The following is a 7,552-nucleotide window of genomic DNA, read 5'->3' on the forward strand; positions in this document are numbered from 1 at the left end:
GCCTCCGGCTCGCCCGGTCCTGCCGGGCGGGCGCCGGGTCACGTCGAATGGCGCCCTATTCGGCCGCGGCTTTGAGCTGACGCGATTTCATCAGCGGCTGGATATGCTGGCCGAACTGGTCCATCCCCACGACGAAGTCGTCGAAGGTCAGCATGATGCCCTTCACATGCGGGACGCTGGCGGCCTCGTCGAGCATCGCGGCGACGCTCTCATAGGAGCCGACCACGGTGCCCATGTTGAAGTTGACCGCGCCCTCGGGAAGGTTGATCGCCTGCGCCGTCGAGGTCTCGCCGGACGAGCTGTCGGCCGCGCCCTGAACGCCCATATAGGCGAGCGCTTCCATGTCGGCGCCTTCGCGGTAGCTGTGCCACTTGGCCTGCGCCTTCTCGTCGGTCTCGTCGGCGATCACCATGAACAGCACATAGGCGCCGACGTCCCGGCCGGTCTTGGCAGCCGCGGCGGCGAGGCGCTCGGCGGTCGGCGCGAAGGCCGTCGGCGTGTTGACGCCGGTGCCCAGGACGAAGGAATAGTCGGCATACTGGCTGGAAAACGCCATGCCGGTATCCGACTGGCCTGCCGCCACGAGCTCGATCTTGCCGGAGGGCTTCGGCAGCATCCGGCAGTCGTCCATCTGGAAATGCTTGCCCTTGAAGTCCGACTGGCCGGTCTCCCAGAGGTCCTTCATCACCTGGCAGTATTCGCTGGAATACTCGTAGCGATACTTGAAATAGTCGTCGCCGGGCCACACGCCCATCTGGGTGTATTCGTTCGGCGCCCAGCCCGAGACGATGTTGATGCCGAAGCGCCCCGGCGCGACATTGTCGATGGTGGTGGCCATGCGTGCGACCAGCGCCGGCGGCAGGGTGAGGACCGCGGTCGAGGCGAACAGCTTGATCCGCTTGGTGACGGCCGCGAGAGCCGCCATCAGGGTGAAGCTTTCCAGATTGTGGTCCCAGAACTCGGTTTCGCCGCCAAACCCCCTCAGCTTGACCATGGAGAGCGCGAAATCGAGGCCGTAATCCTCCGCTTTCTGAACGACGGTGCGATTGAGGTCGAAGCTCGGCATGTACTGCGGAGACGTCTTCGAGATCAGCCAGCCATTGTTTCCGATGGGGATGAAAACGCCCATGTCCATTTGCGCAAGTTCCCTTGTTCGTCGCGTCAGGTCGGGACTGTGTGCGTTTGTCGCGCTGCGGCGCAATCGACGGATTTGATGGCTGCGGCTGAGTTTTTCTCAGCCCGGTCATCCCGGCGGATCGAGCGCGAGGGAGCAGCTTTTACAGGCGCCGCGTGCAATGCCCTCCATCGATCACATTGTCCAGTTTTTGAACGGCTTTTGCCAAAACTTTCAGCACTTTGCGACGTTAAATGAGGCTTATTTCACTCGCCTGCCGCCCGTTTGCATGCTCCTATGGAGCGGCCAGAGGATCGAGAGCCGACCACGGCGGCATGGCTCGTTGCCTGCGGCGGCAAACCGTGTTGCGAGCCCGCCCGCCGGGAACGTCACGTCTTCATCGAAACCCTGGCCGGTCGTCACGATCGCCGCCCTGATCGGCATTGCCTTGTGCAGGATAGGGAAAGTCGATGCGAAAACGCGTGCCCCTCAATTCCGTGCGTGCCTTCGAAGCGGCAGCGCGCAATGCCAGCGTCTCGAAGGCCGCCGACGAACTCTGCGTGACGCCGACCGCCGTCAGCCACCAGATCCGCCAGCTCGAGGATTTCCTCCAGGTCCGCCTCTTCGTGCGCCGCAACAACCGGATCGACCTGACGCCGGAGGCACGGGCGAACCTCCTGCGCATCTCCCAGGCCCTCGATCTCATAGACACCGCCATGGTGGAGCTGGGCGGTTCGCAGGAGGACCTGCGCTCGCAGCTTTCGGTCGCCGCCTCGACATCGGTGACCTCGCTCTGGCTGATGCCCAAGCTCAACGAATACATGGCGCGCGAACCGGAGGTCGATTTCAGCGTGCGCTCCTTCCTCACCCGCAAGGAGGCCGAAACCCAGGATACGGACCTCAAGATCTGCAACTGGCGCTGCGAAATGGACTGCCAGGTCGAGCCGCTGCTGGAAGAAGAGACGATCCCGGTCGCCTCCCCTGCCCTCAAGGCGCGTTTCGGCGGCGACGATCGCGCGCTCCTTTCACAGGCGACGCTCGTCCATGTCGACAGGGCCTACGACGTGCAGGAAGGCGCCGAACCCGACTGGCCGCGCTATCTCGGCGAATTCGGCATTGCCCGGCCGGACGTGAAGCACGGGCCGCGCTTTAACCAGTCCGGCACGGCGATCGACGCGGCCAAGGCCGGCGTCGGCATCATTCTCGGTCGCTCGCTGCTCATCGAGGAGGCGAGGCGCCGGGGCGAGCTCGTGGCGATCAGCGAGCCCTATCCCGTGCGCAGCCGCTATTATCTCCTCTCGCCATGGCGCACCGAAGGGCGCACGGCGCTGCAATCCTTCAAGGACTGGCTCATCGAGACCGTGCGCCACAACGACCACGTCCACGTCGTCTGACGGATCGCTGATGCGGCATCACTTCTCCCGCTTGAGAAAATCTCAACCGGGTCGTGAGGGAAACGTGCGCTGCGCGTTCCCGCCCGGCATGCCACAGTTTCCAGGGCGGCGGGCGCGGCGGCGCGAGGAAGGGCATGAGAGCAGCATGATCGACGACATGATCGCCAGTGCAATCAGCCGGGATGTGTGGGCCGGGCGGCGCAGCGCAGGCGATATTCTGCGCCGGACCCTGGCCCGGGTCGCCCGGCACGAGCCGCAGGTCGCCGCCTTTGGCCATTTCGACCCGGCTCGCCTCGATGCCGAGGCCGCGGCCCTCTCCGGCAGGTCGCCGCGCGGCGTTCTGGCGGGCGTTCCTGTGGCCGTCGACGACGTGATCGCGACGAGCGACATGCCGCCGGTTCCAGGCCTTCGCGAGCCTTCGGGCGCCGAGGCGGCCTGTGTGGCGGCGCTGCGGCGCGCGGGCGCCGTCGTCGTCGGCAAGACACGAACCGGCACGGGCACGGGCAGCGGGCGCGCCCCGCGCAACCCGCGCGATCTCGACCGGTCGCCGGGGCAGCCCTCCGGCGGCTCGGCGGCCGCGGTGGCCGCTGGCATGGCGGCGATCGGCGTCGCCACCCAGCATGGCGGCTCGGCCATCGGCGGCGCGAGCTATTGCGGCATCTACGGCTATATGCCGAGCTGGGGCAGCGTTCCGGCCGACGGGCTCAACGGCCGTTCGCCGACCTGCAACACCGTCGGCTTCTTCGCCCGCTCGGCCGAGGATTTCACACTGATTGCCGATGTCTGCAGGATCGACGCGGCCCCCTGCCCCGGCAGCATCGCCGGGCTGCGGCTCGGTCTTTGCATCGATCCCCCCGGCGCGGCCGATGGCGACCCGGCCGTCGGCGAGGGCATAAGGCGGGGCGCGGCGCGGCTGCGGGCCGCGGGCGCGGAGATCGTGGAGATCGGCCTGCCGCCGCTGTTCGATGGCCTGAGGGAGGCCTACCGCACGATCCGAGCCCGCGAAGGCGGCATCGTCGGCTCTTTCGCGGCGGCAGCAAGACCCAGCGCCGGCAGCGCCCGCGCCGCCTATCAGCTCGCCGATGCCTGCCGCGCCGAGTTCGACCTCATCCAGTCGGGCGTCGATGCGCTTCTCGCCCCCTCCGCCGATCGCGAGGCGCCCATCGGCCCCGAGGATCCAGGCGCCATCGCGATCAACACCATCTGGGCGCTGATGCAGGTGCCGGTGGTGTCGGTTCCCGGTCTTTGCGGCCCGGACGGCATGCCGATCGGCGTCTCGATCATCTGCCGCCGCGACGAAGACCGCACCGCGCTCGCCATCGCCCATCTCGTCGGTCAGAGATTGCGGCCGAAGCCGACGGCGGCGGCCGAATTCTGCTGCGCCTGACGCTGGCAGACGACCGTCCCGCGCCCCTTCGCTCCCGTCGTGAGCCGGCTCACTTCTCGCGCGCCACCGTCACGCCATCCCAGCCATCGCCGGGCGGGCTCTCCCAAAGCTCGCTGTAGCGTTCGCGGTAGATCTGGTGGAGCTTCGCGAGTTCCGGCACATTGAGGCGCGTCAGCTCGGCGAGCGCGGCTTCGAGGCCCGCCAGATCGCCGGCGCGATAGGCGCGGATCATCCGGCTGTGGGCCGCCGACAATGCGAGGAAGGCCGGATCGCGCGCATGCTCGGCATCGCCCATCAGCACATAGACCGGCAGCGGCTGCGCCCGGCCGACCACCTTCACCCGGTCGACCGGCAGGAAGGCGAGATCTTCCGCCCCCTCGCGGACGCTTTCGGAGACGAGGATCGAAACGCCGTAAGTCTTGGTCAGCCCCTCGATGCGCGAGGCGACGTTGACGCTGTCGCCGATCGCCGAATAGCTGAAACGCTTGGTCGAGCCGAGATTTCCCACGCAGCAGGGGCCGGTGTTCAGCCCGATCCCGATCCTCAGCGGCTCGTCGCGGCCGCGATTGAGCGCGCCGAGTTCCTCCACCATGGCAAGGGCCGCCAGACAGGCCTTGCGCCGATGGTCGGAGATTTCCAGCGGCGCGTTCCAGAACGCCATGATCGCATCGCCGATATATTTGTCGATCATCGCCTCCCCCCGCAGGAGGATGTCGGTCATCGGCGTGAGGATGGTGTTGAGCAGCGTCGTCAATTCGCTCGGGGTGAGGTTTTCCGACAAGGCGGTGAAGCCGCGAATGTCGGAGAACAGGACCGTCAGCTCGCGCTCCTCGCCGCCCAGCTCCAGCGCCTGCGGGTTGTCGGCCAGCCGCTCGACGAGGGTCGGCGCCAGGTAGCGCTTGAAGGCGTCGCGCACGAAGAGCTTCTCCCGGTTGGTGATCAGGAGAAGCAGCGGCATCGTCACCGCAAAGACCGTCGCCACCGTGATCGCCGGCAGCACCGGGTCGATCAAAAGCCGCGCCCGCTCGAAGGCGATCCAGGAAATCGCCAATGCCGAGACGACGAGGCCAACGGTGATCGCGGACGAGATCAGGGCGCCGGCCCGGCGCACGGTGACGATCAGAAGAACGCCGAGAACGAAGGCGGTGAGCGTTTCGGCTCCCTCGGCCCAGTCCGGCCGCGAGAGAAACGTCTCGCCCATGATCTGGTCGATGATCTCGGCATGGACCATCACGCCGGGCATCGAGGCGGCGATCGGCGTCGCGACGAGATCACGCAGGCCGACGGCGCTGGTGCCGACGAGAACGATGTGTCCCGCGATCGCGGCGGCCAGGCGCGCCTCTTCCTGCGGATCGAAGAGCGCGGCGGCGGACATCACCGGAAGGTCGGGCATGCCGGAATAATAGATCCAGATCGTGCCGAGCGGGCCGGTCGGAATTTCGAGGCCGCCATCCTTCAGGGCCGTCATCGCCGCTCGTCCGCTGTCGATCTCGCCGCTCGCCCCGGTGCTCCTGACGATGTAGCTGCCGGCCCCTTGCGCAAGCCGCAGCGCCTCGGCTGCAAGGGCGGGATAAAGCGCCCCTTGTGCATTCGCGACGATCGGCAGTTCGCGGACGATGCCGTCGCGGCCCGGCGGAAAGGAGAAGAAGCCGATCCCCGCCGCCGCCGCGTCAAGGGGCGCGATGTTGGTCACCCCGCCGCGATAGGGCGGCAGGAAGCTCTTCGGATCGGCACCGGCGAAGGAGAAACCGGCCTTTGGCGGCCCGAGCGCCCCGTCGGTCTCGTTGGAGATCGCAATGCCGGCGGTCACCTTGTTGCGGGCAAAAGCCTCCGCGAGCACCCGATCATTGTCGAGATCGGCCAGCGCCTCGGGCAGGGCGAGCTCGGTGCCGCTGCGCTTCAATTCCTCCACGATCCGGTTCAGCGAGGTGCGATCGGGCTCGGGAAACACCATGTCGAAGGCGATGTTGGCGGCGCCGAGCGCGCCGAGCCGGTCGACCATGCGGGCGAGCATCGTGCGCGGCCAGGGCCATTGCCCGAATTGTGCGATCGCCGCCTCGTCGATGTCGACGACCACGACCGGCGCGCCGGCCTGTTCGCGCGGCAGCGCCCGCTGATAGCCGTCGAAGACGAGGACGGTCAGCCGGTCGAGGATCGTCACCGGGCTGAAGGCCGAGACCGACAGTCCGACGAGAAGCGTCAGCAGGCCGACGGCCCAGATGACATAGCCCTTGCGGCGCTCGCCGCTCGCTCGGTTGCGCGGAGAGATCATCGCCGGCGCTTCCCTCCCCACGCCTCAGCCATTTCTCCGGCTCTTATCGGACTTCGTCAGTTCGCCACGCCGATGTCGTCGAGGGTCCGGCTGCCGGCAAAGACTCCCGTCGCCGACCAGCCACCGCTCGAGGTCTCGACGTTGAAATTGCCGATCGTGCCTGCCAGCGCGTCCGCACCGTCATTGACGAAGGCACCGCTCAGGACACCGCTCGCGCCGCCGTCGGAGGCTTCGCTGATGAAGCCCTGATAGCCGTTGCCCCCGCCCGGCAGGTCCAGAGTTCCGGCAAAGTTGCGCCCGTCGAAATCGCCGATCGCGACCGCGCCGCTGCGGGCGCCGAAATTCCACTCCATATCCATACTGCCGGAGGCGACATAGTTGGCGGCGCCGTTGATCACGCTGCCGACGGCATTGCCGGAATAGGTGGCGACCACGTTGCTGCCGACGGCGGCATCGACCTCCGCCAGAGTCGAAATGTCGCCGGCGACCCAGTTGCCGAGATGAACACTCGCCAGGCCGATCTGGGAGCCCGACGCGTTGTCATAGGGCTTTACCTGCGTTCCCCACCATCCCCATTCGAGGAACTCGCAATCGCACAGCCGGCCATCGGGCAAGAGCGAGGTCTGCGGAACCGAATCTCCGGAGACGAGGTAGGTCCGGTTGTTCTCCTGCGGTGTCTGATAGAAGCGTTGCACCCCTGTGGGCGTGGAGACGTCCAGATAGGTCTCGGCCGGGTCGAGATTACGCGCGGCTCCATACATGTCGTCGGTGACATAGGCCGAAGGCCCGTCATACGGGTTGCCGTCGATGCCCTTGCCGAAGCCGACATGCAGCGTCGCCCCGTTTTCGGAATTGGTGATTTCCAGGTACCCGCCGATCGAGTTGGTGGCATCGTCGAAGGCGATGCGCATGGCGGAGGGGTCGCGGCCGCTGGTACCGCCGACCGAGCCGAAACCACCTTCGGTGATCCCCGGCAAAAAGCCCTCCGCCGTCCCGGCCGCAAATCCCGAGAGGGTCACGCCGCCGAGCGACCGGCTCGTACCGTTGTCGGCCGCGTAGGCCGCGGCGGGCGTCTCAGCGCCAAGGTTGAGGACGTGAATGGTCGAAAACACCGGTCCAACGCTGCCATCGGCGCGCAGGTCCCGGAAGTATTCGCCCGTCTCGATGTCGCGGGTGACGACGAGGTTCTCGCCGTTCGGGCCGAACACCTCGCTGCCGCCCTGAGGGCCCGCTGCCGTCGCGACGGCCCCGGAAAACAACGACGAGGGTGCGGCGCTCGCCGTGCGATAGCTGCCGCGCCGGCCACTGCCGGAGCCGGAGTTGAACTGCAAAGCGCCGTCGCCCCCTTCGAAGAACGACCCGATATTGACGCCGACGCCGCTCGT

Annotated in this window: 5 protein-coding genes; 2 read left to right on the forward strand and 3 right to left on the reverse strand. The window is 67.2% G+C overall.

Annotated features, from left to right (window positions below):
• Positions 1-55: 55 nt before the first annotated feature.
• The gene (gene rutA, locus J6595_RS19350; RefSeq protein WP_209596808.1) at positions 56-1,135 is read right to left on the reverse strand and encodes a pyrimidine utilization protein A; all 1,080 of its coding nucleotides are present in this window, start codon (positions 1,133-1,135) and stop codon (positions 56-58) included.
• Between the two features lie 449 nt (positions 1,136-1,584).
• On the opposite strand from rutA, the gene J6595_RS19355 reads away from it, so the two are divergent.
• Both J6595_RS19355 and J6595_RS19360 read left to right on the forward strand, forming a co-directional pair.
• Positions 1,585-2,508: a LysR family transcriptional regulator gene (locus J6595_RS19355; protein ID WP_209596810.1), complete on the forward strand. Its 924-nt coding sequence runs from the start codon at positions 1,585-1,587 to the stop codon at positions 2,506-2,508.
• A gap of 145 nt (positions 2,509-2,653) precedes the next feature.
• Positions 2,654-3,895 carry an amidase family protein gene (locus J6595_RS19360; RefSeq protein ID WP_209596812.1) on the forward strand — a complete coding sequence of 414 codons (1,242 nt, stop codon included), beginning with the start codon at positions 2,654-2,656 and terminating at the stop codon, positions 3,893-3,895.
• 49 nt (positions 3,896-3,944) lie between these two features.
• On the opposite strand, the gene J6595_RS19365 is transcribed toward J6595_RS19360, so the two are convergent.
• Together J6595_RS19365 and J6595_RS19370 are read right to left on the reverse strand one after the other, a co-directional pair.
• Positions 3,945-6,167, reverse strand: coding sequence for a CHASE2 domain-containing protein (locus J6595_RS19365; protein ID WP_209596814.1), 2,223 nt, complete (start codon positions 6,165-6,167; stop codon positions 3,945-3,947).
• A 56-nt stretch (positions 6,168-6,223) separates the two neighbouring features.
• The coding region (locus J6595_RS19370; RefSeq protein WP_209596815.1) for a hypothetical protein at positions 6,224-7,552 on the reverse strand (1,329 nt) is incomplete at its 5' end.

Origin of the sequence: Jiella mangrovi (assembly GCF_017815135.1) — a bacterium.
In the GTDB taxonomy this organism is placed as follows: Bacteria; Pseudomonadota; Alphaproteobacteria; order Rhizobiales; family Rhizobiaceae; genus Jiella; species Jiella mangrovi.

Coding starts and splice junctions, on each gene's coding strand:
- rutA (WP_209596808.1), bottom strand. CDS start 1,135: ATGGACATGGGCGTTTTCATCCCCATCGGAAACAATGGCTGGCTGATC.
- J6595_RS19355 (WP_209596810.1), top strand. CDS start 1,585: ATGCGAAAACGCGTGCCCCTCAATTCCGTGCGTGCCTTCGAAGCGGCA.
- J6595_RS19360 (WP_209596812.1), top strand. CDS start 2,654: ATGATCGACGACATGATCGCCAGTGCAATCAGCCGGGATGTGTGGGCC.
- J6595_RS19365 (WP_209596814.1), bottom strand. CDS start 6,167: ATGATCTCTCCGCGCAACCGAGCGAGCGGCGAGCGCCGCAAGGGCTAT.